The organism is Propionivibrio sp., assembly GCF_029255185.1.
Lineage (GTDB): Bacteria > Pseudomonadota > Gammaproteobacteria > Burkholderiales > Rhodocyclaceae > Propionivibrio.
This window is the reverse complement of record NZ_JAPUVO010000103.1, coordinates 22,831-45,917: the sequence shown is the minus strand read 5'-3', so window position 1 is coordinate 45,917 and position 23,087 is coordinate 22,831. Positions and strand designations below refer to the sequence as shown.

17 protein-coding genes and 2 pseudogenes are annotated in these 23,087 nt (G+C 57.8%); 8 read left to right on the top strand and 11 right to left on the bottom strand.

Translation table 11 applies throughout. From position 1 onward, the window contains the following. On the top strand, nt 1-3,904 hold a 3,904-nt coding region (locus Q1J43_RS09085; protein ID WP_301102170.1), incomplete at its 5' end, for a tandem-95 repeat protein. A gap of 22 nt (nt 3,905-3,926) precedes the next feature. Here the strand turns inward: Q1J43_RS09085 and Q1J43_RS09080 are convergent. Both Q1J43_RS09080 and Q1J43_RS09075 read right to left on the bottom strand, forming a co-directional pair. Then, on the bottom strand, nt 3,927-5,828 hold the full coding sequence (locus Q1J43_RS09080; RefSeq protein WP_301102169.1) for an EAL domain-containing protein: 1,902 nt from the start codon (nt 5,826-5,828) through the stop codon (nt 3,927-3,929). Nucleotides 5,829-5,859: 31 nt separating this feature from the next. After that, nucleotides 5,860-6,549, bottom strand: a complete 690-nt coding sequence (locus Q1J43_RS09075) for a transglutaminase-like cysteine peptidase (RefSeq protein WP_301102168.1) — start codon at nt 6,547-6,549, stop codon at nt 5,860-5,862. Nucleotides 6,550-6,692: 143 nt separating this feature from the next. Here Q1J43_RS09075 and Q1J43_RS09070 point away from each other — a divergent pair, with 143 nt between their 5' ends. Then, complete coding sequence (locus Q1J43_RS09070; protein WP_301102167.1) at nt 6,693-8,237, top strand: TolC family outer membrane protein; 1,545 nt, start codon at nt 6,693-6,695, stop codon at nt 8,235-8,237. 28 nt (nt 8,238-8,265) lie between these two features. Then, nucleotides 8,266-9,165 (top strand): amino acid ABC transporter substrate-binding protein, encoded by a 900-nt coding sequence (locus tag Q1J43_RS09065; protein ID WP_301102166.1) that lies wholly within the window; start codon nt 8,266-8,268, stop codon nt 9,163-9,165. An 18-nt stretch (nt 9,166-9,183) separates the two neighbouring features. Here the strand turns inward: Q1J43_RS09065 and Q1J43_RS09060 are convergent, their stop codons facing one another. From Q1J43_RS09060 to Q1J43_RS09045, 4 genes are read right to left on the bottom strand one after another with little or no spacing between them, the layout of a single operon-like run. Next, nucleotides 9,184-10,311 carry a sodium ion-translocating decarboxylase subunit beta gene (locus tag Q1J43_RS09060; protein WP_301102165.1) on the bottom strand — a complete coding sequence of 376 codons (1,128 nt, stop codon included), beginning with the start codon at nt 10,309-10,311 and terminating at the stop codon, nt 9,184-9,186. A gap of 3 nt (nt 10,312-10,314) precedes the next feature. Further along, nucleotides 10,315-10,818 carry a biotin/lipoyl-containing protein gene (locus Q1J43_RS09055; protein ID WP_301102164.1) on the bottom strand — a complete coding sequence of 168 codons (504 nt, stop codon included), beginning with the start codon at nt 10,816-10,818 and terminating at the stop codon, nt 10,315-10,317. Then, on the bottom strand, nt 10,818-11,222 hold the full coding sequence (locus tag Q1J43_RS09050) for an OadG family transporter subunit (protein WP_301102163.1): 405 nt from the start codon (nt 11,220-11,222) through the stop codon (nt 10,818-10,820). Before Q1J43_RS09050 ends, Q1J43_RS09055 begins: the two co-directional genes overlap by 1 nt. 47 nt (nt 11,223-11,269) lie before the next feature. After that, the gene (locus tag Q1J43_RS09045; protein WP_301102162.1) at nt 11,270-12,823 is read right to left on the bottom strand and encodes an acyl-CoA carboxylase subunit beta; all 1,554 of its coding nucleotides are present in this window, start codon (nt 12,821-12,823) and stop codon (nt 11,270-11,272) included. A gap of 238 nt (nt 12,824-13,061) precedes the next feature. On the opposite strand from Q1J43_RS09045, the gene fusA reads away from it, so the two are divergent. After that, nucleotides 13,062-15,119: an elongation factor G gene (fusA, locus tag Q1J43_RS09040; protein WP_301102161.1), complete on the top strand. Its 2,058-nt coding sequence runs from the start codon at nt 13,062-13,064 to the stop codon at nt 15,117-15,119. 3 nt (nt 15,120-15,122) lie between these two features. On the opposite strand, the gene Q1J43_RS09035 is transcribed toward fusA, so the two are convergent. After that, nucleotides 15,123-15,728, bottom strand: a complete 606-nt coding sequence (locus Q1J43_RS09035) for a transglycosylase SLT domain-containing protein (protein WP_301102160.1) — start codon at nt 15,726-15,728, stop codon at nt 15,123-15,125. Nucleotides 15,729-16,233: 505 nt separating this feature from the next. Further along, a complete protein-coding gene (locus tag Q1J43_RS09030; RefSeq protein ID WP_301102159.1) occupies nt 16,234-16,494 on the bottom strand; it encodes a hypothetical protein in 261 nt (86 codons plus the stop codon). Here Q1J43_RS09030 and hemE point away from each other — a divergent pair. After that, entirely contained in the window at nt 16,466-17,536 is a 1,071-nt protein-coding gene (gene hemE, locus Q1J43_RS09025) for a uroporphyrinogen decarboxylase (RefSeq protein WP_301102158.1), read from the top strand. The genes Q1J43_RS09030 and hemE overlap by 29 nt on opposite strands. Before the next feature lie 368 nt (nt 17,537-17,904). After that, entirely contained in the window at nt 17,905-19,914 is a 2,010-nt protein-coding gene (locus tag Q1J43_RS09020; protein WP_301102157.1) for a primosomal protein N', read from the top strand. Here Q1J43_RS09020 and Q1J43_RS09015 read toward each other — a convergent pair. Next, nucleotides 19,911-20,675: a hypothetical protein gene (locus tag Q1J43_RS09015; RefSeq protein ID WP_301102156.1), complete on the bottom strand. Its 765-nt coding sequence runs from the start codon at nt 20,673-20,675 to the stop codon at nt 19,911-19,913. The genes Q1J43_RS09020 and Q1J43_RS09015 overlap by 4 nt on opposite strands. Before the next feature lie 14 nt (nt 20,676-20,689). After that, a pseudogene (locus Q1J43_RS09010) lies at nt 20,690-20,875 on the bottom strand (helicase HerA-like domain-containing protein); the annotation flags it as partial. A 181-nt stretch (nt 20,876-21,056) separates the two neighbouring features. Between Q1J43_RS09010 and Q1J43_RS09005 the strand changes: the two are divergent. Then, nucleotides 21,057-21,167: pseudogene (locus tag Q1J43_RS09005) on the top strand (YebC/PmpR family DNA-binding transcriptional regulator); the annotation flags it as partial. Between the two features lie 36 nt (nt 21,168-21,203). Here the strand turns inward: Q1J43_RS09005 and Q1J43_RS09000 are convergent. Next, nucleotides 21,204-22,019 (bottom strand): prolyl oligopeptidase family serine peptidase, encoded by an 816-nt coding sequence (locus tag Q1J43_RS09000; protein WP_301102155.1) that lies wholly within the window; start codon nt 22,017-22,019, stop codon nt 21,204-21,206. Nucleotides 22,020-22,295: 276 nt separating this feature from the next. Between Q1J43_RS09000 and Q1J43_RS08995 the strand changes: the two genes are divergently transcribed. Further along, nucleotides 22,296-23,021 (top strand): YebC/PmpR family DNA-binding transcriptional regulator, encoded by a 726-nt coding sequence (locus tag Q1J43_RS08995; RefSeq protein ID WP_301102154.1) that lies wholly within the window; start codon nt 22,296-22,298, stop codon nt 23,019-23,021. The last annotated feature ends 66 nt before the right edge of the window (nt 23,022-23,087 follow it).

Sequence of the window (23,087 nt, the reverse complement as noted above, 5' to 3'; positions counted from 1 at the left end):
TGGAGTACACACGGCCAGCGCCAGTGACATTGCCGACATCACCCGCATCAACGACAGTGCCCCGACGCTCAGCGTTTTGGCGCAGGACGTCACCGAAGGCGCAGTCAGTACCGCCACCGTAGTGGCGACCTTCAGCGGCGCTGACGCCGATGTCGGCGACACGCTCAGCTACATGCTGCTCAATGACCCCGACGGTTATTTCCAGATCGTCGGCAGCGAAGTTCGCCTGACCGCTGCGGGAGTTGCCGCCGTCGATAACGATGCACTCAACTTGACACAATTGCCGGCCATTACCGTCCAGGTCAGCGATGTCGCCGGTCACACGGCCAGCGCCAGCGACATTGCCGACATCACCCGCATCAACGACAGTGCCCCGACGCTCAGCGTTTTGGCGCAGGACGTCACCGAAGGCGCAGTCAGTACCGCCACCGTAGTGGCGATCTTCAGCGGCGCCGATGCAGATGCTGGCGACACGCTCAGCTACATGCTGCTCAATGACCCCGACGGTTATTTCCAGATCGTCGGCAGCGAAGTTCGCCTGACCGCTGCGGGAGTTGCTGCCGTCGATAACGATGCGCTCAACCTGACGCAATTGCCGGTTATCACCGTCCAGGTCAGCGATGCCGCCGGCCATACGGCCAGCGCTAGCGATACCTCGGACATCACCCGCATCAACGGCGCGCCCTCGGGCGCTGACAAAATGATCACGATTTCCGAGGACTCGTCCTTCGTGTTATCGGCCGCCGACTTCGGGTTTTCTGACACAGACACTCCGGCCAATGCATTCGCGTCGGTGTTCATCACGTCGTTGCCAGACACCGGTAGCCTGACACTGAATGGCGTGCTCCTCACTCCCGGCGCTTCAGTCAGTGCAGCCAGCATCAGCTCGGGCGATTTGGTTTTCACGCCGGTGGGTAATGCCAGTGGTCATGCTTATGCCAACTTCAGCTTCCAGGTCGTGGACGATGGCGGGACGGCCAATGGCGGGCAGAATACCGACCTAAGCGCCAATCGAATCACTTTTGACGTGACGCCGGTAGCTGATGCGCCGACCTTGACTCTCAGTGCGTCACAGACCTTTTCCAGCACCACGTTTGATGACTTTGGCCTACCCAGCGCGCAGAACTGGGGTGGTGTATCCATTCCAGCGAGCAGTGGGTGGAAGACCGACAACCCTGGTGGTCTGGTCGAGATTGGCTACGAAAATGTTTACGTCAGCGCAGGCTCGGCGACAAATCGCGTCATTGAACTGGAGGCCAACACTGGCGATGCGTCAAATCTTTACACAGATATCAACACCATGTTGGGGGCGCAGTATCACCTTGCTTTCGATTATTCGGCGCGTAGCGGCAACGAGCTTAACTCGAATATCAACATTTACTGGGCAGGCCATCTACTTGGCGTGCTCAATGCGAACACTGCCGGCTTTGCGCACTTCGACTTTGTAATTGTCGGCGATGGAAATCCTGATCGCCTTGAGTTCAGGGCTATGGATAGCAATTCCCTCGGCGGTCTGCTGGACAATATTTCGTTGCAACAGGCCGACAATATCGGTTATCAGGGCAACACCATCGCGCTCGGCGGGATTGTGGCAGACCTGGTTGACACCGACGGGTCGGAATCACTCGCTCTACACGTGGGCAACATCGTTGCCGGCTCGGTCATTGGGGATGGCGCACATACCCAGACGGTAGGGGTTGATGGAGTCGCCGACATCACCGGTTGGAATTACAACTCGCTGGCGCTCACGCCGCCAGCGAGCTACCGCGGAACGATGACGCTCGATGTCCAGGCCATTGCTACCGAGGGCGACAACCTTTCGACGGCAACGACGCACGCCTCGCTGGCGGTCGTCGTGCTCAACAATGTGCCGGTGGCTGTCGCCGATGCCTTTACCACACCCGAAGATACGGCAATCAGTCTGCTGCCCGCACAACTGCTGGCCAATGATGGCGATGTCGACGGCGATACGCTGAGCATTGCGTCGGTGCAGGGCGCAACGCATGGCAGCGTGGCGCTGGTAGGCGGCAATGTGGTGTTCACGCCCAATGCCAATTACAACGGCCCGGCGTCGTTTACTTACATCGTCAGTGATGGTCATGGTGGGTCGTCGACGGCGACCGCATCGCTCAATGTCACCCCAGTCAATGATGGCCCCGTGGCGGCAGCAGACTTTGCGGCCGTTACCGAAGCGGGGGTTACCCCTAACAACACCCCGTTTGCAGGTACGCCGAGTGCAATCGGCAACGTCCTGACAAATGACACCGACGTGGATAGCGGAGATGCCAAGATCGTAAGTGCGGTCAATGGTCTGGCCGGCAATGTGGGCAGTGTTCTTGCCGGCGTTTATGGCACGCTCACCCTGGCGGCCAACGGCGCCTACACCTACACCCTTGACAATGCGGACCCGGATACCCAGGCTCTGGCGCAAGGAGCGATACCTACTGAGACATTCACCTACACGCTGCGCGATGCCGCAGGCCTCACCAGCAGCAACACGCTGACGGTCACCATTAACGGCAGTAATGACGCACCGCTGGCGGTGGACGATATCGTGATTACGAACATTGCCGCCGGGCAAGCGATTCCCATTCCATCCAGCGCGCTGCTGGTCAACGATTCCGATCCTGACAGTGGAGCAAACCTGAGCCTGTCGAGTGTTTCCAGCGCGCAAAATGGAACCGTATTGGGGACCAACCCGGTTGTTTTTACGGATACCACTTCCTTCGGAACGAGCGCGAAGATTGTGGCCGAGGCCGCGCTGTACCCGGGGGATTCGGAAACTCAGGGGCTCAATAACACGCAAGCCCTGGCCTATGAAATTGGTAGGAGTCAATTTGGCCAGGTCAGTGCTGCGGATGCCCCTTACGTTGGTAATGCCGCCCTGCCGAGCTTTAAGTGGACCGGTCGCGTTGATGACGTATTCGGCACCCCCGCCGTTACTGACCAGGACTACCTCAAGGTCTATCTCTACGCCGGTGAGAAAATCATTCTGGATATCGACGGTGGAGACAGCGGCCTGACAACAATTGGCACTGACCCGAACGCGGTTGATATGCTGCTTAAGCTCTACAATGCCAATGGAGTTGAATTAGCCCAGAACGACGACGCAGTAAATACCCTGGGTGGTTTGGGTTCGGTCAAGAGCGGCTATCACGGCAACTCTCTGGACTCCTATCTGGAATATACAGTAGCAGCCGACGGCTACTACTACATCGACGCCACCGCCTTCAATAACAATGCAAATGGTATAAATCAGGACGACGGGAATTATCAGCTCTGGGTTTCGATTCAGCCCACTTTGGTAGCGCATCCATCGTCTTTTGATTACAAGCTGAGCGATGGTTTGGTGAATGACAGTGGTCACGTAAGCGTCACAACGGTTCAGGGTTCGCTGATCACGGGCGGAAACGCTGGCGAAATCCTCATTGGCGGCGGCGGTAATGACACGCTTAACAGTGCTGCCGGTGACGACGTTCTTATTGGTGGCGCCGGCAACGACATCATGAGCGGCGGGCTGGGCGCCGACGTTTTCCAGTGGAATTTTGCTGATCGTGGCGCGGCCGGCGTACCGGCTGTCGATACGATCACTGACTTTAGCGTCTCTAACAGCGCGGCGAGCAAAGACGTGCTTGACCTACGTGATCTGCTACAGGGTGAGCACGCCGTGTCGAGCGGCCTGAACAATTTCCTTCATTTCGAGAAGAGCGGGGCGGACACCATCGTTCACGTCAGTTCTAGTGGGGGCTTCAATGCCGACTCGCACATCGTTGGTAGCACCTTTACCAATGCTGCCGAGACCCAGCGGATTGTTTTGCAGAGCGCGGATCTCGTTGGCAGCAATACTCTGGACCAGCAGATTATTCAGGATCTTCTCAGCAAGGGCAAACTGGTTACCGACTAAACAGAGCTCTGCACTTTCCAGCTTATTCAACTGCACGGATCGCCGGCCCGGTTGCACCGTCAAAACCTACGCTGTGTAGGGCCTGCAACTCTTCAAGTGTGGCCACACCCTCGGCCAGCACCTGCAGGCCGATGCTGTGCGCAATGCCCGAAAGCCCTTTCAGGAAAGTAGCATTTCCAGGGTTGCTGTCCAGCCCGTGAATGAAGCTTGAATCAACCTTGAGATAATCGAGGCCGATTTCATGTAGCAGGCCGATCTGGCTAAATTGATGGCCGAAGTGTTCGAGGCCGACGCGACAGCCAACAGCTTTCAGTGCGTGACACAGCTCACGGAACACAGGGAGATGCTTCAAAGCGCCGTTTTCCGGCACTTCCAGCCAGAGACGCGCGGCGTGGGTACGATGGGCAGCGAGCAAAGCCAGCAGCTTTTTCCGAAATGCGCCATCGCTCACCGAACTGGCCGAGAGATTGATCGCCAGGCCGGGAAGATCGGGTTGCGACTGCAGCTCATGCAGGCCGAGGGTGACCGCGACCAGATCGAGTGCCGGCGTCAGCCGGAGCCGTTCGGCAATGGGCAGGAACTGGCCGGCCAGGAGCCACTCGCCCTGCTCGTCGAACATCAGGCGCAGCGGACACTCACGGTGCGAGAGTTTCCCGGAGAGCTCGATGACTGGAAAGGAAATTAGTCGTACCCACTGATGATCTAGCGCGCGCTGGATCATCGTTGACCACTGTTCGGCGGTTCGAGGCTGATTTTCGACGCCTGCGTCGGCTTCGTGAACGGCATTCTTGCCTTCGGCCTCAGCGCCGGCCAGGGCACTGTCGATGCGCGCCAGGACGGTGCCAATATCCATCCCATGAGCATAGGTGCCGACGCCAATCCAGGCGGCTGTTTCGCTTTCAATAAAAGGCGTTGCCGTTTCAACGAGGGCCTTAAGAAGGGCTTCTGCCGACACGCGACCATTGACCTCTCCGGACAGCATGACAGCAAAGTCGGCGCCATTGAGGCGTGCAGCCACTCCGGCACATTGAGCAATGGTTTCGCCGGTCCGCTTCAGAAAATCGTCGGTAGCCGCGCGGCCGTGGCGGCGGTTGATTCCCGCCAGATCAGCAAGGCGAATCAGCAACAGTGCGCCGCCGACACCGTCTTCCGCATCGAGTGATTGGCGTAGCCTGGCCATGAAATGACTGCGGTTGAGCAGTCCGGTCAAGGGGTCGAAATTAGCTTCCTGACGAACCGTTTCGAGGCGTGCGGCCTCTTCCTCAAACATTGATTTCAGACGCCCGACAGTGGCATTCATGGCGACCGCCAACTGCTTGAGTTCGGGGACCCGGGGTTCGTCAATCGTAACGAAACGCCGTTCGGTGATCGCGGTCGCCTGGTCGATCACGGCTCTGAGCGGGGCGGTGAGGCGGCGCAGGGTCAAGGAGCCAAGATAGCCGCCGACCAGCCCGGCCAGCGCCAGCGCTCCCATTGTTTGCAGGACACTATGCCAGAGCGCGCCATAGGCAAAGCGGCTGTGGCTGATCACGGTGACGGTGCCGAACTGCCGCCAGCCATTACTGATCTGCGCCTGACCGGGTGTTGCTTGAATCGGGAGACGACTGACAAACCAGTCCGGGGCATTAAGCCTGCCCGGCGCAGCACGTCGTTCAACGATGGTTTTTCCATTGGGATCGACGACGTGAATCAGCTCGTAGTGGCCGCCGTCAAATAGCGCGCTGACGGCCAGCTCAACGGAAACTGCGTCGGGATCACCCTGGCCAAGCGAAAGGGCCAGCAGGGAGGCGCTGTCCGTATTCTTGATCGATAACTGCGATTCAAGATAGCTGTGCGCGCTGAGTATCGAAGCGAGCAGACTGCCCCCGAGGGCAAGCAGCATGCTGATGATGATGGCAAGCCAGAGTTGGCGATACATGGACATATCAGTTTCCTAGTCAAATGGTCAAACAGTATTATTCGTAGCCTTCGGCGAGGATACGTTGCAGGACATCCTCCCAGCGCGACAGCCGGCCGAGGCCGCCGGCCGTTGCCTTGTCCTTGCCGGATACTCCGGCGAAAATTCCTTCACTATTGAAGCTAAATACCGGTTGCAGATCCGGACGCGCCGAGGCGGGACGGATAGCGGCGTCCAGATTGTCCAGCACCTGAGGCTCGGCGCTCGGCGTCGCGTAATAAGCGAGGATCATATGCGCCTGCTGTAGCGAACCGGTCGGAGTTTTGAGCCGGGCTTTGACGTAGATCAGGCGCAGCTTGCTGGCCGGAATGCCAGCCATGCGCAGCGACACGTATTTGATGATGGCAAAGTCCTCGCAGTCACCACGTCCCTGACCTATCGTCTCCAGCGGTGTCGCCCAGTAGTCGCTTTGTTGCCAGACGCTCAGATCGTCTTCAAAGGTGATGTTCCGATTGATGAAGTCGTTAACCTGCTGGAGTTTTTGCTCATCAAGGAGTGTTTTCACCGAGCTGACCATCTGCAACCAATCCTTGAGCAAGACCACGCGCGCTGGGCCAAAACGGGCGATCAGTTGCTGTTGCAGCGCTGCCGGGTCGAGTGCAGCGGCCGGATAGATGACCCCCAGCGCCAAGAGCAGCACCAATCGGCACAGGAGCAGTCGCGGCGAGGTGGGCAGATGCTTCGTCAAGGCAGATTCGGGGAACATTGGCAGGGCAGATCAGTCCTGAAAGAGTCGGCAAGTGTGAATTACTGCATAGCAATAGCATACGGGGCAGGTATAATCAAAAAGACTCAATGGCTTATCCGAGTATATTGTTCACGAGGATAGTGATGCATAATTTTCCGGCCGCTCCAAGCCTTCTGCTGTTGGCCCTGCTGTTTTCAGCAGCGGTGGGCGCACAACCACCGCCGCCCTTGGCAGTAGATGACGCATCGTCCCCTTCCTTGCTAAGCACACCGCTTGTTCAGCACTTTACACTGAAGGAGGCAGCCCAAGCCGCCTTGCTCAAGAATCCTGAAGTCCAGGCGCGCTGGCACGCTTTCCTTGAGGCGACCGAGGAGATTGGTGTTGCGCGTGGCGGGTTTTTGCCAAAAATTGATTTGTCTGCCGGCAGCGGGCGTGAAAAAATCGTGCAAAAACGTGTGGGAACGGATGTTTCCTATTACGGTAACGATACCTTGATCAACCTCAGGCAAATGCTGTTTGACGGCTTTGCCACCTCCAGCGAAGTCAAGCGCCTGGGCAAGGCCAAGCTGGTTCGCTATTTCGAGTTGCTTGATGCCTCCGAGAATGCTGCTCTGGAAGCCGGGCGTGCCTATCTTGACGTCGTTCGTTTTCGCTACCAGGTTTTTCTTGCTGAGGAAAACTACATCCAGCACCAGGCCGCTTTTGAACAACTCAAGCAGCGTGCCGATTCCGGCGTCGGCAAACGGGTCGACGTCGAGCAGGCTGCCAGCCGGCTGGCGCTGGCCGATGTCAATCTGACCACGGCCTATGCCAATTTGCACGACGTCTCGGCGCGCTACCTGCGCATCGTTGGCGAGCAGCCGGCCAAGGTGATGTTTGCTCCGGCGCAATTGGCCAAAACACTTCCCGACACTCCAGGAGCGGCGCTGGCTGTAGCTTTCAAGCACAACCCGGCCCTGCGCGCGAGCATCGAAAATATCGAGGCGACACAGTATGATCTGGAAGCTAAGCGCTCGGCCTTCATGCCCAAGCTCGACCTGGTCGCCCGCCAGGAAAACTTCAGCAATTACCAAGATGGTGGTTCGCGCGATGACAGCCGGATTGAACTACGGCTCAACTACAACCTCTTCAACGGCGGTTCCGATGTGGCGCGCAGCCGCCAATATCGCGAACGCAAGAACAGTGCTCTTGATCAGCGTGAAAAAGCCTGTCGTGACATGCGCCAAACCCTGTCGATCGCCTTCAACGATACCTTGCGCCTGAACGACCAGCTTTCCTTTATCGGCTTGCAGGTCAATCTAGTCGAAAAAACGCGCGCCGCTTATCGCGACCAATTCAATATCGGCCAGCGCACGCTGCTCGACCTACTCAATACCCAGAACGAGTACTTCGATGCGCGCCGTTCGCAAGTCAATGCCGACGTCGATTTGTCGATCGCCTATTTACGAAGCTATGCCGGCATGGGCCGTCTGCTCGAAACACTCGGGTTGAAACGGGTCGATGCCGACAACTCGCCCGATGACAATGAGTTGACGCCGGTTGATCTTGCCCAGTTGTGCCCGCCAAGCATACCGGTTGATACCACGCTCGATCGTGCAGCGCTCGGACGCAAGGCCAGAGAAATGATGGAAGGTTCGTCCAACAGCTTTATTGGCAACCGCCCAGCACCGACCGACACGCCGCTGTAAAAGGGCAGTAAAAATAATGCACATGAAAATGCTATTCAGACCTCTGCTCATCACGATTTGCCTGTTGCTTGGTGCGGGAACGCTCAATGCCCAGGAAACGAAATCCCCCACACTTGAGAAAATTCGAAGCTACGGCGCCGTTTATGTCGGGCATCGCGAAACGTCCATCCCTTTCTCCTACCTCGATGCCGACGGTAAGGTGATCGGCTATTCGATGGACTTGTGCGGACACATCATCGAGGCCATCAAGACCCGGCTTGCTTTGCCCAGACTTGAGATTGTTCCGGTGCCGACAACCCCGGATTCGCGGCAGATGATGCTTGAGGCCGGGCCCATCGACTTAAGTTGTGACTCGGCGACCAACACCATACAGCGACAACGCTACGTGGGGTTTAGCGTGACCACCTTCGCCGCCGGCATCAAGGCCCTGGTCAGGAAGGATTCCAGAATTCGCTCGTTCGGCGACCTGAAAGGCAAGGTCGTGGTCACCACCTCAGGGACCACCTCGGACAGTTATGTCAAGGCGGCTGCCGCGCGCCAGGGCCTGCTGCTCAATTATCGATTTGGCCGTGACCATGACGACTCGCTGCGCCAGTTGCTCAATGGTCAGGCTGACGTGATGGTGCTCGATGATGTCCTGCTACATGGCCTGCTGATGAGTGTGCCGCAAGCGGATGCCTTCAAGCTGCTTGTTCTGGCGGAGAACTTTGCCGTGGAACCCTACGGCATCATGTTCAGACGCAACGATCCGCAGTTCAAGAAGCTGGTCGACGATACCTTGATCGGCCTGATGAAGAGCGGCGAGTTCGCGCACGTCTATGACAAATGGTTTGTCGCGCCTATCCCGCCGACGGGCAAGAGCCTTAATCTGCCGATGAGCGATCTGCTCAGACAGTTGACGCTCACCCCCAATGATCGAGGCGTTTAGCTGCTCGCTCACCACTGCTTACCCTCCCGCTCCCATCAGGGCGAGCAGGACACCGCCCGCCACCACGCTGGCGACCTGGCCAGCGGCGTTGGCACCCATGGCGTGCATGAGCAGGAAGTTCTCAAAATCCTCGTCCTGGGCAACACGCTGAACAACGCGTGCGGCCATCGGGAAGGCACTGATGCCGGCCGCGCCAATCATCGGGTTGACCTTGCCGCCACTAAGCCAGTTGAGGATCTTGGCAAACAAGACGCCGGCCGCCGCATCGACGGCAAAAGCGATAATGCCCAACACCAGAATGGCCAGCGTACTGGGTTTCAGAAACTCGGATCCGATCATCGTCGAGCCAATCGCCAGTCCCAGAAAAAGCGTTACGGCATTGGCGATTTCACCGGCTGAAGCTTTGGTCAGGCGTTCAACTGCTCCCGACTCCTTCATCAGGTTGCCGAGCATGAGCATGCCGATTAGCGGTGTGGCAAACGGTACCAAAGTCCCGACCAGGACGGTCACCACGATCGGGAACAGGATTCGCGTGCGCCGACTGATTTTGCGCGAGCTGTACGGCATGCGAATCAGACGCTCTTTATTCGTCGTCAGCAAACGAATGATCGGCGGCAGGATGATTGGCACCAGCGACATGTAACTGTAGGCTGCGACAGTAATTGGCCCGAGCATGTGCGGCGCCAAAATGCCGCTGACGTAGATCGAGGTCGGTCCGTCAATGGCGCCGATGATGCCGATCGAGGCCGCCTCATTCGGGCTGAAGCCGAGCAGCAGCGCAAGGATCAGCGTCAGGAAGATACCAAATTGACCTGCCGCACCGAGCAGAACCAGTCGCGGGTTTTCCAGCAGTGGCCCGAAGTCGGTCAAAGCCCCAATGCCGATAAAAACCAGCAGGGGGAACAACTCGTTGGTAATGCCCATGGTGTACAGCACTTTCAACATGCCGTCATCGGCAATCAGCGGCGAGAGCGGCAGATTGGCGAGCATGCAGCCGGCCGCGATGGGCAAGAGCAGCAGCGGCTCATAGTCCTTAGCGATCGCCAGATACATCAGCACAAAGGACACCCCGAGCATGATCAGCGACTGCCAGCTGACGTTGTTGATACCCTTGAGCAGCAGGCCGATCGTTTCTTGATCGAGCATCGCTCAATCCTCCTTGAATTTTATGATCGCATCACCGTGATCAACATTCTGGCCGGCGACCACAAAAACTTCGGCAACCGTGCCGGCGCGCGGTGCACCAATGACATTGTGCATCTTCATCGCATCGAGGATGGCCACCTGCTGGCCGCGCTCGATCTGGTCGCCAGCCTTGACGCAAACTTCGAGAATGACGCCAGGCATCGGCGCCGTTAACGCACCTTTGCCGCCAGCACCACCGGCCGCCTTGCGTGGCGCGGGAGAGGCCGCCGGTGTCGACGACGGCTCCTTGCGCACCCGCGCCACGGTACTGGCCGTGCTGGCGCGCTGCCCCGCGGCGGAGCGCGGCTGCAAACCCGGCGTAATGGCTGCCTCGGCAAGATTCTCGTCACCGGAGAGAGTCACTTCGTAGGACTCGTCACCGACAAAGACTTCGAAACGGTCGGCGGCGAGTTCCTGCACGTCAATTACGAATTTCCGGTCACTAATATCCAAGGTATAGCGTCGCATTATTTTCCTCTCGGCTGCCAACTGTAATTTTGCCGCGCGCGGCCTGTTGCAACCCAATGACTGGCAAACAGTTCACTGCCTGGCCAGTAGCTACGCATGAACGGCGCCGCCTGACGCCGGAGTGTCAATTTGTGTTTCATCGTAGCGACCAGGATCGCTGCCACCAGATCTGCCGGCATACCGTTGACCGTTGCCGGCTCGGGAACCTGCGCGCCTACAGCGGCGTCGGCAAGCGCCGCGATGCGCTCCGCTTCAGCATGCGTATCCTGCGCCGAGAGCGGAATTTTGGGTTCCTTGTCGAGCACAAGAACCAGCATCAGCAAGCCCCAAAGCAGGATCAGCAGGGCGAAGACCAGCCCCATCCCGAGGACGGTCATCTTCAAACCCCATTCTAAATTTTCCACGTAAACCTCTCGTCAGATTTGCTTTGAGCGACGCTATGCAATAGCCATCAGACCGGACACAGCCCGTGTTTTTTGGGCGGATTCTGCTGGACCTTGGTGCGCAGAACCTCAAGCGCACGCGCCAGGCGAGGGCGCGTTTCACGCGGCTCAATGACTTCATCAATCTGGCCCACGTCAGCAGCACGATAGGGGTTAAAGAATTTTTCTCTGTATTCTTCAATAAGCTCTTTCTCCCGCGCAACGGGATCGGCAGCTTTTTTGATTTCTTCGCGAAAGAGTGTATTGACCGCTCCCTGCGGCCCCATGACGGCGATCTGGGCCGACGGCCAGGCGAAGGTAATGTCGTTACGCATCTGCTTGGAACCCATGGCCACATAGGCGCCACCCATTGCCTTGCGGGTAACGATCGAGATCTTCGGCACCGTCGCCTCACAGTAGGCATAAATGATCTTCGCGCCGTGCCGAATCACCCCCCCGTACTCCTGGCTGGTTCCCGGCAGGAAGCCAGGACAATCGACGAAGGTGATGATGGGCACATTGTAGGCATCGCACAGGCGGATAAAGCGGGCAATCTTGTCACTGGCATCGATGTTCAGCGCGCCAGACATGAACGCCGGCTGGTTGGCCACAACACCAATCGAATAGCCTTCGAGACGGGCAAAGCCGATCACCGCATTGGCGGCATAGTTCGGCTGAATCTCGAGGAAACTGTCCTGATCAAAAATCGACTCGATAGCGTCGCGAATGTCATAAGACTGGTTCTCGCCGTCGGGGATGAGTTCATTCAAGGACTCATCCATGCGATCCACCGGATCTTCAGGTGTGATCTGCGGTGGTTCTTCGTTGTTATTCTGCGGCAGATAGCTGAGCAGAAGCTTGGATAGAGCAATGCCTTCAGCCTCAGTTTCAGCCGCCAGATGAGCGACGCCGCTGCGACCGGTGTGGACCTCGGCACCGCCCAGATCTTCCGCCGTTACCACTTCGCCGGTCACCGACTTGATGACCTCCGGACCGGTCAGGAACATATAGCTATCGCCCGCCATGATCACGAAATCGGTCAGCGCCGGGGAATACACTGCGCCGCCGGCACAAGGCCCGAGGATGACCGAAATCTGTGGGATAACGCCGGAAGCCATCACGTTACGGACGAAGACCTCGCCGTAAGCGGCGAGACTGCGAACTCCTTCCTGAATACGCGCACCGCCCGAATCACCCAGGCCGATGACCGGAATGCCCGCCTCCAGAGCCATGTCCATGATGCGGCTGATTTTCTGCGACTGCACTTCGGAGAACGATCCGCCCAGGACGGTAAAGTCCTGAGCATAAACTGCAACGCGACGACCGCTGACTTTGCCGAAACCGGTTATGACGCCATCACCTGGAAAGCGCTGCTGATCCAGGCCAAAGGCAGTGAAGTCGTGGGTGGCCAGGGCGCCGAACTCCTGGAAGGAAGCTTCGTCAAGCAACAGCGCCAGGCGCTCACGCGCGGTCAATTTGCCCCGTGCGTGCTGCTGGTCGATACGCTTCTGACCGCCGCCAAGCACTGCACGGCTGCGCATCTCGCGCAACACCTCCAAATGTTTCTTCGTCTTGCCGCCCATCGCAACTCCTCCCGGAAACCCGGCTCGCTAAATCCACCCTCAGAAAGGTGAGTAATTGGAAACAAGGCTGGGATTGTCAGCCCGCATGCCAACAAGGTCAACGCAAAATTCCATAGCCCGAAATGGGCCTTGCAGGCGGCTTTTCTAATGCGCCACAAAGGGTAGAATGCACGAGGTTGCGGATAGCTGTTGAGTAGTTAATTACTCCAGAACAGGTTCGACAAAATTGGGAGAAAACATGGGTCAGAATAGCACTGTAAATCTTCGCACTGTCGCTCTCGTTGGTCATGGCGCTGCCGGCAAAACCACGCTCGCAGAATCAGTTCTCGCCGCAGCAGGAGCGATCAGCAGTCGGGGATTCGTTGAAAAAGGGAACACTGTTTGCGATTTTGATCCGCAGGAGAAGGAACTCGGGCACTCGCTCAACTCCGCGATGGTCAGCCTGAACTGGCTCGACACCCGGGTGCACCTGATCGATACGCCAGGCTACCCGGACTTCGCCGGACAAGCCATCGGCGCACTGGCTGCCGTTGACACGGCGCTAATTATCATCAACGCACAAACCGGTATCGAACTGTCGACCGAGCGCATGATGAAACTTGCTGCTGCCCGCGATCTATGCCGCATGATCGTCATCAACAAAATTGATGCGGACAATGTTGACCTGCCCAAACTGCTTGGTGAAATCCGCGAACGTTTTGGTCGCCAGTGCATGTTGCTTGATTTGCCCACGCATCAAGGCCAGGAAGTGGTTGAACTACTCGGTCACGACCAGGGCGAGAGTGACTTCGAGTCGATTGCCGTCGCCCACCGTGCGCTGATCGACCAGATTGTCGAGGAAGACGAAGACCTCCTGGCCCGCTACCTTGATGAAGGCGCTGACCCCAGCCTCGACGAATTGCATGCCCCTTTCATAAAGGCGCTGCGTGCCGGTCACCTGATTCCTATTCTTTTCGCTTCAGCCAAAACTGGTGCCGGCATACCCCAGTTGTTAGATGCACTGGTCAGACTGGCGCCCAACCCGACCGAGAGCAATCCGCCTCCATTCTACAAGGGAGACCCGGGCGACGAGAGCAGTGTCGCCTTTCACGCCGAGCCGGATGCCAGCAAGCACGTACTTGCTCACGTCTTCAAGGTTGTTAGCGATCCCTTCATTGGCAAACTCGGTGTTTTCCGCGTCCATCAGGGCACTATCAGAAAGGAGTCGCAACTGCTGGTCGGCGACGCCAAGCGCCCGTTTAAGGTCGGCCACCTGTACCGCCTGCAGGGCAAGGACTACCTGGAGGTCGACGCTCTGATACCGGGCGATATTGGCGCCATTGCCAAAGTTGACGAAATCGAATTTGACTGTGTGTTACATGATTCGCATGACGAAGACCATATCCATCTGAAGCCACTCGAGTTCCCACAACCGATGCAAGGCCTGGCCGTTGAAACCAAGCGCAAGGCTGATGAACAACGTCTCTTTGACATTCTGCACAAGCTTGAAATCGAAGACCCCTGCTTCAAGGTTGAGCGTCACCCGACAACCAATGAAACCGTCATCCGCGGCCTCGGTGAAATGCATCTGCGCGCCAAGCTGGCACGTATGGCGCAGCAGTACAAAATCGAACTCGACACCAAGCCGCCGCAGATTGCCTACCGTGAAACGATCACCGGCAAGGCCGAGGGACACTGCCGACATAAAAAGCAGAGCGGCGGCGCCGGCCAGTTTGGTGAAGTCATGTTGCGCATCGAGCCCATGGAACGTGGGGGCGGCTTCGAGTTTGTCGATATTGTCAAAGGCGGCGCCATTCCCGGCGTGTACATGGCCGCAGTTGAAAAAGGCGTGCGTCAAGCGCTGGAAGACGGCGTGGTTGGTGGCTTCCCGGTGCACGATCTGCGCGTCATCGTCCATGATGGCAAGTCACACGCGGTCGACAGCAAGGACATCGCCTTCTTTGCCGCCGGTCGGAAAGCAACTGTCGAAGCCATTCGCGCGGCATCACCGATCATTCTGGAACCCGTCGTCGACATTGAAATTCTGGCTCCGGATGCCGCCATCGGCGATCTTACTGGCGACCTATCGAGCAAGCGCGGGCAGGTCACCGGAACGCAGGCGCGGGGCGTCGGCAACATGTCGATCAGCGGCAAGGTTCCGCTCGCCGAACTCGATGACTATCAGGGACGACTCAAGTCCCTGACTGGTGGGCAGGGTTCCTACAACATCCGCTTTTCGCATTACGCTCCGATACCGCTGACCACCCAACAGCAACTGGCTTCACAACACAAGACAGTTGGCCTTGAGGACGACTGATCGTCATGCAGCAGCACTGCGGCGTGCAGCCTGCTCCAGACGCTCCTTCTCGGCCAGCACCTTGCTTGCATAAATGCCTTCAGGCTCTGACGAACCGGCATAGTACTGAAGGCCGGCAACCAGTCCGCCACGTCGACGAATGGCCTCTTCAAGGACATACACCCCAACCCTGATGTTGATTCGCGGATCGAGGAAAGCGCCATCGCCCGCCCCATCCGGAACCTTGTCCCGGTGAAAGCGCGGGATGACCTGCATGAGCCCTCGAGCGCCCATGGAGCTTTCGGCAAATTGATCGAATCCTGATTCGATCCCGATGATGGCGACGATGAGCAGCGGATCAATACGCCGCTCCTTACCGATCAATTGAGCTTCTTCAAAAACTGGCACCAGTGCTTCTGGGGACACCCGATAGCGACGTATCACATAATCCAGTGCACCTTGCATGCGCGGCGAAAGGATCAGCGGTTCGGGCTCATCAGCCGGTGTTGATTCATGGGATTCGACCGAAACGGATAAATCGGTCATCGTGGATTCCGGGATTTCAACTGGCTGCGTGCTACCGAAAAAAATATTGATAATGCCGAGGACGATAAAAAGTGCGGTAATCATCAGGCTGTGTTGCACAAGGCTCGGGGCGACGCTGGTAGTGCGTGCCATCGGATATTTGAGCGCAATCGTTGCAGACATGCTCACTCTCCTTTACTGTTGCCATCGCGCAGACAAACATGCTGGGCGGCAGCGGGTTTCAGTTGGGTACAAGCCCGAGGGTGCGGTGGGGTTGCCGCTGGGCGTTTACAATCACGGGATGGATGCCCTGTGTGGGAGTCACGAGGCGGGGACCATCAAACATGCTTAGTGCATAAAATGCACTGCGACTTCAGGGGGAGTCTATTGATTAAATTGATTTTCGTCAACCCTCAGCCAAAAACAGAAACTGCAAAAGCGGTTTTGTAGGGGAATACGTCAACACGGGACACGGCCATCGAGTTGAGCCTGCCGGCTCGGATACCCAGTGCCTACACATTTAACTCTCGCCCGCAATAGTTGACCGCATCCGTTTTTTCAAAGCCTGGCTGCGAACGAATCGCGCCAGCCACCCATCAGGATCAAGCGATCAGCGATGCACTGCCTGCGTCCTGGCGGTTTTACCGCCCCAGAAGAACGTTGGTGCCGCTTCGTGTCCAATGGATTTCACAGACTTGTGGGCGAGCGCCTTGATCGCCACCACGGTGTTGGCCTTGGCTTTCTTGCTCAACATGTGATAACAGGTCCGCGCCAGCTGCTGCTGGCGCAAATAGTCATTTCCGGCGGATAATCCTCCTTTGATCTTCCCGGCGGCAACTGACGTGACTCGACCCCGCAACGACAACTTCATACGCGCCCTGCACAGGGAGCCGACCGACCACACGCCGATATGGCTCATGCGGCAGGCAGGCCGTTACCTGCCGGAATACTGCGAAACGCGCAAACGCGCCGGCAGCTTCCTGCAGTTGTGCAAGAATCCCGCGATGGCCTGCGAAGTTACGCTGCAACCGCTCGCCCGCTATAACCTTGATGCGGCGATCCTCTTCTCCGACATTCTGACGGTCCCGGATGCCATGGGGCTGGGCCTGTATTTTACCGAAGGCGAGGGGCCGAAGTTTGAACGTCCGCTGCGCGAAGAATGGGCGATCCGTGACCTGACCACGCCGGACCCTTACGATCACCTGCGCTATGTGATGGATGGGGTCTGCGAAATCCGTCGTGCGTTGCATAATTCGGCGCCTCTGATCGGTTTTTCAGGCAGCCCGTATACGCTGGCCTGTTACATGGTAGAGGGGGCTTCAAGCAGTGATTATCGACGCGTCAAAACGATGATCTACGATCGGCCGGATCTGATGCATAAAATACTGTCGGTAACCGCAGACGCTGTGATTGCCTATCTGAATGCCCAAATCGAGTCTGGCGTGCAGGCCGTGATGATTTTCGACTCCTGGGGTGGTGGCCTCTCGGCAGCGGCCTACCAAGAGTTTTCGCTACAGTATATGCAACGCATCGTCGCCGGGTTGATCAAGGAAAAAGACGGCGAACGTGTCCCCTCGATTGTCTTCACCAAGGGTGGCGGGCTGTGGCTGGAGTCGATCGCCGATATCGGCTGCGACGCCGTCGGCCTGGACTGGACCATCGACCTTGGTGAAGCGCGCCGACGCGTTGGTCACAAGGTCGCCTTGCAGGGTAACCTCGATCCCAATGTGCTTTTTGCCGCGCCCGATAAAATTGCCGTCGAAGCGAAAAAAGTCCTCGACAGCTATGGGCCAGGCAATACGGGTCACGTCTTTAATCTCGGGCACGGAATCTCACAATTTACACCGCCAGAGCATGTCGCCGTGCTGGTTGAAACTGTCCATGACTACAGCAAGGGTTTACGCAAAATATAAAAACTGTTTCCTAAATTCGTATTGACTTATGCACAGAATTGGGATTTGCGTAACGCAATCGTCACAAGTTCTTTCAAAATCATAGGCTTACTCATAAGTATATGATTTTAATGATCAAAATTTGTGCCCTTTTTTGCGGCAAAGTGACAAAACGCCTTACTGGGCGGGTGATTGAGTTGTTTGCGGATGATTAACCCACAGACTTATCCACAGAAATTGTGAACAACTGTGAATACGTCGATGAGTTAATGAGTTACGTGATTTTTACAGAACCGGCGCGAACTTTGACGGCTAAGTGAGTTCAGTTTAACACCCTCACCCCTCCCCTCCAGACACCCTTGTTTTTCCAGTTTCATAGACAGGCCAGTATGCAGATTGCTCGCGTCGCGCTCGATGTTCCGCTGCATCGGTTTTTTGACTACCTCGTCTCCGAGAGGGAGACGCTCTGCGCGACCGATGTCGGACTCCGGGTTCTCGTTCCCTTTGGACGGAAAGCGAAGATCGGCATCATTGTTGACCTTCCTGCGAGCAGCGACTTTCCCATCGCCCAGCTCAAATCGATTGAAACCGTGCTGCGGGATCTGCCGGCCTTGCCGCCCGACTGGTTCCGCTTAAGCGAATTCTGCGCCGCTTACTACCAGGCGCCGCTTGGCGAAGTCATGCTGTCCACGCTACCCGCTGGCCTGCGCCGTATCGACCCGCCAACAGCACGGAAAAGCCAGAGTCTACTCAAGCTGCCGCCGCCGCAGGAAGCCCCCGAACTGACGGCGGAGCAAAAGACGGCGCTGGCGACCATGGCCGATGACGGCAAGGGCTTCAAAGCCTATCTGCTGCATGGGGTTACCGGTAGCGGTAAGACCGAGGTTTATCTACGCCTGGTCGAAACAGCGCTGCTCGCTGGCCAGCAGGTGCTTCTGTTGGTACCCGAAATCAACCTGACGCCACAGCTTGAGGCCCGGGTCGCCGCGCGATTTCCAAGCGCCGGGCTGGTCAGCCTGCACAGCGAACTCTCCGAGGCGGCGCGTACGCGCAACTGGCGCGCGGCATTCGAAGGACGGGCGCGCATCGTGCTTGGTACACGCCTGTCGATTTTCACGCCGATGCCGGATCTTGGCTTGATCGTGGTCGATGAAGAACATGATTCCTCGTTCAAGCAGCAGGACGGAATGCGCTACTCGGCGCGCGATGTGGCCGTCTTTCGCGCGCGTGAACGGGGCATCCCGATTGTTCTCGGATCGGCAACCCCGTCGTTGGAAAGCTGGGCCAACGCCACCGACAGCCGGACGCCGGCCCGCTACACCCTGCTCACACTGCACGAGCGAGCCGTCGAAAATGCCCGCCTGCCGGTGGTGCAACGAATCGATACGCGGCTTGAAAAATTGCAAAACGGTTTTTCCGGCGCACTCCTGCTGGCTATTGAAAAACGGCTGGAACGCGGCGAACAAAGCCTGGTCTTCCTTAACCGTCGCGGTTATGCCCCCGTCTTGACCTGCACCTGCTGCGGCTGGATTTCGCACTGTACGCGTTGTGCCGCCAATCTCGTTCTGCATCTGGCGGATGGCTGTCTTCGCTGCCATCACTGCGGCTTTGAAAGCCGCGTGCCGAAGGGCTGCCCGACTTGCGGCAATCAGGATATCCAAGCTTTCGGGCGCGGCACCCAGCAGTTGGAAGTGGTGCTGGCCGAACGTTTTCCACAGGCGCGTATCCTGCGTATTGACCGCGATTCGGCGAAAAGCCGCAAGCAATGGGAGGCCTTGGTCGAACAAATCTACCGCGGTGAGGCTGACATTCTGGTCGGTACCCAGATGCTGGCCAAGGGGCACGACTTCCCTAAGCTGACACTGGTCGGCGCCCTCGGCGCCGATGCGGCGCTGTTCGCTGCAGACTGGCGGGCGCCGGAACGGCTGTTCGCCCAGCTCATGCAGGTGGCCGGCCGTGCCGGGCGTGCTGCCTTGCCAGGTGAAGTGCTGATCCAGACCCAGTTTCCCGACCACCCTCTGTATGCCGCCCTGGTCCGTCACGACTACCCGGCCTTCGCTAACGAGCAACTCAAGGAGCGTGAACAGGCCGGCTTTCCGCCCTACACCTATCAGGCCATGTTGCGCGCCGAGGCGCCACTAATGGCCGACACGCTGGCTTTCCTGACCAGCGCGCGTGCCTGGCCGCAGCTTGGTATGCATGGTGACGTGATGCTCTACGATCCGGTACCGATGCGCCTCGCGCGGCGCGCCAACCTTGAGCGCGCCCAGTTGCTTATCGAGTCGCCGTCGCGGCGTGCCTTGCAGAACTTTCTTGGCGCATGGGGTGTCGCCCTCAATGCCATCAAGGCCACCTCGCGTTTGCGCTGGCATCTGGAAGTTGATCCGCTCGAGTTTTAAGCGCTGGTGCGTTGATCAACGCCGTCACGCTGCCGCCAGAGCAGAACAGCGCCCCACACTATTCCGGCAAGACTGGTCAGTGCGCCAATTCTGTGTACTGCAAAGCCCCAGGCCGGCGAGCGATGCACCTGGCCGAAGCACTCGAGAAGATAGATCCAGTCGTGCGGGCCATCCTCGCCGGTATGCCCGCCAAGCATGATCAGTTGTGGATGTAGGGCGTCATACACGTAGGGAGCAAGATCGAGAAAACTGGCGCCAAGCCACCACAGGCAGACGGCTGCGGCAAAATTGTCACGGTTCCTGAGCACAAAGGCGATGGCGATGCCAAGCGGCAAGGCCAATTGAAAGAAGCTACCGCCCAGGATTGTTAGAAACTCGCCGAAAGGCATGAAAAGTACATGCCCGGCTTCGTGGATCGGGAGCAGGATGTTATGCATGAATGAGTTCCCGAACTCGCCATTGCGATAATCCATGGCGATCAATCGCCAGCCCCAGACGGCCAAGAATAGCAATGTGGCGCAGCGGGAATAGAAAATTTCTGGCGCCATCCGTGTTTTCGGCGCGAGGAGTTGTGTCAGCAAGGCGTGCAATGATTCAGTGGAGGATTGTTTTTCGCCTATCACCTCGCCGGCATCAAGCGCCGCCTGCATGGCGTCCCACTTTTTGCAATACACGCCACAGGCCGGGCACTGCCCATCAGCAGGTATCGCCTCTGCCGGCTTGTGCCCGCATTTCGGGCAACGATAATAAGCGCGCGCCATGAAAACTAGCGGCGACGCGATGCCATTGGCATGATGAAGGCGCGTTCGAGAACATTCGGACGCCCCTTCTCGTCGAGGAAGGAAATCAGCGCCTCGCCGACACCGAGTTCGCTAATCGCCGTCGCCACATTGAAGGCCGGATTGGCGCGCAGGGTCAGGGCTGCCGTCTTCACTGCTTTCTGGTCACGTGGAGTGAACGCACTCAAGAACAGCAGCCCCAGATCGGTTTGATTGCATCGGGCAACGACGAGGGGGTCAGCCATCAGCTCACTCCGTTAAATGTGGGCAGTCGAGAAATGTTAAAATGCGTGGCTCGATTGGCGAGCAATTCTATCAACTATCTGCAGCCTTCTGTTCCGACAAGGCTGCCAAAACCGCTGGATGGTCGATTGCCTGACCGCAACCGCGCGCACCGTCGCCAAAGTTCGCCACGCCTTCAACAAATATGGCGGCAACATAGGCACCGACGAAGTGGCGTTGAGGATGTTCTGACCAACGAGGACGGCTCGATTTCGGACAGGTCACGATTCAGTCGGCCTTGCCCAGCCGTAGTGCGGCCTCGACGACCTGAGCGGAGTCGATCACAGTGACGTGATCCTGATCCGGCAGAACCAGGAGTTCATGCGCGATGCCTCGCGCTGCCAGTGCAATCGCGTAGGACTGTGCGAGGAGCGGCGGCGTTACGTCGTCCTTGGCACCGACCAGAACGGCCACCCGAGCAGACAGAGGCATGCGCTCAACGTAACGTTCGGCCGATTCGCTGTTCCAGTGGTCGCGTCGACCACGCATTGACCGCCAGGCAGGCACATTGCAGGGACAGCCGACCAGCACTGCCGCATCGGCAAGACCGGGATGCCGGCCAAGAATGACCCCGGCCATTGCCGCCCCTCCGGAATGGCCGACCAGCACCAGCCGTTGTGGCTGATGAAAAGCCTTCAAACGGTCGATGGCGGCGGCAACGATATCGATGTTCCCAGCATAAAAATTGTCGGCGCGGCCGGCCGCATTGCCGCTTGAAAAATTGCCCTCGGCATCGTTGTACCCTGGCCTGATGACAGCCACCGCGACCGTATCCTCCGGTCCCGAGCGGGCCAGGGTGGCGGCCACCGGAAACTGCGAGACGGCCGGGCTGCCGCTCGAATGATTGCCGTGAAGTAGAACAAACAGGGTGCTCATGGCCAGGCCCTGATCATGGCGAAAGGTCTTGATCAGCAGGCACTCAGTGTCGCCACTGACCCGCTTGATGTTGTCCGGTTGCATGCATGGTGCGCCGTAAGTAGATGCGGCCGGCAGCCACATCATCACGACCAGCCAGAGCAAAACTTCCATTGGCAAAGCGCACATAGGCAAACTCTTCGTGAGGAGAAGCCACCTTAGCCCTTGCTTGATCAACGAACAATATTGGCTCATAAAATGACTTTGGCAGTATGGTGAAAGGATTAGTTTTTTTGTTGGAATGCGATGAATATTTTTACGGCCTCTCAGCCTCTCACTCCGTTAAATGTGGGCGGTCGAGAAATGTTAAAATGCGCGGCTTGATTATCGAGCAGTTTTATCAACTATCTGCGGCGGTCGATCCCGACAAGACTGCCAAAAACGCTGCACAGAGAAGAGGTTAGCATGGCCGGTCACTCAAAATGGGCGAACATCCAACACCGAAAAGGTCGCCAGGACGAGAAGCGCGGCGCGACGTTCTCCAAGATCGCCAAGGAAATCACGGTCGCCGCCAAAATGGGCGGTGGCGATGCAGGCTTTAATCCCCGGTTACGCCTGGCGATCGACAAGGGCAAGGGCGTCAATATGCCCAAGGACAAGATCGATAATGCGATCAAAAAAGGCACTGGCGAACTCGAAGGCGTCGATTACATCGAAATTCGCTACGAAGGTTATGGTATCGGTGGCGCCGCCGTGATGGTCGACTGCCTGACCGACAACCGCACGCGTACCGTTGCCGAAGTTCGCCATGCCTTCAACAAATATGGCGGCAACATGGGCGCCGACGGTTGTGTTGCCTTCCAGTTCAAGCACTGCGGCCAACTGCTCTTTGCCCCCGGCACCGACGAAGCGGCGCTGATGGATGCCGCAATCGAAGCCGGCGCTGAGGATGTACTGACCAACGAGGATGGTTCGATCGAAGTCCTCACGCCGCCCAATGATTACATGAGCGTCAAGGAAGCCCTTGCCGCCGCAGGTTTTGGCGCCGAGTTCGGACAGATCACGATGAAAGCCGAGAATGAGACCGAGTTGGCCGGCGACGACGCCGTGCGCATGCAAAAGCTCATCGACGTGCTTGAAAGCCTTGATGACGTGCAGGAGGTTTATACCAGCGTGGTGATTGACGAGTAGGACTTCTCAACCGGAAAGGCGGTGCTTCGGCGCCGTTTTTCACCCTCAACGGCTGCGCCGGAATTC